At 72.5% G+C, this 1,615-nt stretch carries 1 protein-coding gene; it reads right to left on the bottom strand.

What is annotated here, in order from left to right:
- Positions 1 to 60: 60 nt before the first annotated feature.
- On the bottom strand, positions 61 to 1,615 hold a 1,555-nt coding region (scpA, locus tag HMPREF3099_RS06210), incomplete at its 5' end, for a methylmalonyl-CoA mutase (protein WP_070705194.1).

Below are 1,615 nucleotides of genomic sequence, written 5' to 3'. Positions count from 1 at the left end.
CCCGGCGGTTGCCCGCCAGGACGCCCTCGGCCAGCGCCGCCGGGTCCACCGCCGTCACGGTCAGGCGCCGGTGGGGTCGGTGGCGTGCCCGGCCTTGCGACGCAGCGTCCCGATGAGGTCCACCGCCGCCTTCGCGATGACGGTGCCCGGCGGGTAGATCGCGTCCGCCCCGGCCTCGCGCAGCTCGGCGAAGTCCTGCTCGGGGATCACGCCACCGACCACGATGCACACGTCCTGGCCGTCGAGCGCGTCGAGCTCGGCCCGCAGCGCCGGCACGAGGGTGAGGTGCCCGGCCGCCAACGAGGACACGCCCACCACGTGCACGTCGGCCTCCACGGCCTGACGTGCCACCTCCTGCGGGGTCTGGAAGAGCGGGCCCACGTCCACGTCGAAGCCGAGGTCGGCGTACGCGGTGGCCACCACCTTCTGGCCGCGGTCGTGCCCGTCCTGGCCCATCTTGGCCACGAGGATGCGCGGGCGACGGCCGTCCTCCTCGGCGAAGGCCTCCACGGCCTCGCGGGCGGCGTCGATGGCGGCGTCGTCGCCGGCCTCCTGGCTGTACACACCGGAGATCGTACGGATCTGCGCGGTGTAGCGGCCGAAGACCTCCTCCATCGCGTCGCTCATCTCGCCCACGCTGGCGTGCGCCCGGGCGGCCTCGATGCACAGGGCCAGCAGGTTGCCGTCACCGCGTGCCCCCTCGGTGAGCGCGGTCAGCGCGGCCCGGCAGGCGTCCTCGTCGCGCTCGGCGCGCAGCCGCTGCAGCTTCTCCAGCTGCTCGGCGCGCACGCGGGCGTTGTCCACCTTGAGGATCTCGATGGGCTCGTCCTCGTCCACCGGGTAGAGGTTCACGCCCACCAGCGCCTGGCGGCCGGAGTCCAGTCGCGCCTGGGTGCGGGCGGCGGCCTCCTCGATGCGGAGCTTGGGCAGCCCGGCCTCGATGGCCTGGGCCATGCCGCCGGCGGCCTCCACCTCCTGGATGTGCGCCCACGCCCGCTGCGCGAGGTCGTGGGTGAGCGTCTCGATGTACGCGCTGCCGCCCCACGGGTCCACGGTCTGGGTGGTGCCGGACTCCTGCTGCAGCAGCAGCTGGGTGTTGCGCGCGATGCGGGCGGAGAAGTCCGTGGGCAGCGCGATCGCCTCGTCCAGGGCATTGGTGTGCAGGCTCTGCGTGTGCCCCTGCGTGGCGGCCATGGCCTCGATGCAGGTACGCACCACGTTGTTGTAGACGTCCTGGGCGGTCAGCGACCAGCCGGAGGTCTGGCTGTGGGTGCGCAGCGACATCGACTTGGGGTTCCTCGGCTCGAACTGCCGCACCAGGCGCGCCCAGAGCAGCCGGGCCGCGCGGAGCTTGGCCACCTCCATCGAGAAGTTCATGCCGATGGCCCAGAAGAAGCTCAGGCGCGGCGCGAAGGTGTCGACGTCCAGCCCGGCCTCGATGCCGGCGCGCAGGTACTCCACGCCGTCGGCCAGCGTGTACGCCAGCTCGAGGTCCTGCGTGGCCCCGGCCTCCTGGATGTGGTACCCGGAGATGGAGATCGAGTTGAACCGCGGCATGTGCGCACTGGTGTGGGCGAAGATGTCGCTGATGATCCGCATCGACGGCTCGGGCGGG

This window comes from Kytococcus sp. HMSC28H12 (assembly GCF_001816045.1).
Lineage (GTDB): Bacteria > Actinomycetota > Actinomycetes > Actinomycetales > Dermatophilaceae > Kytococcus > Kytococcus schroeteri.
Note: the sequence above shows the minus strand (reverse complement) of the source record. Positions and strands in the feature narration are given on the sequence as shown.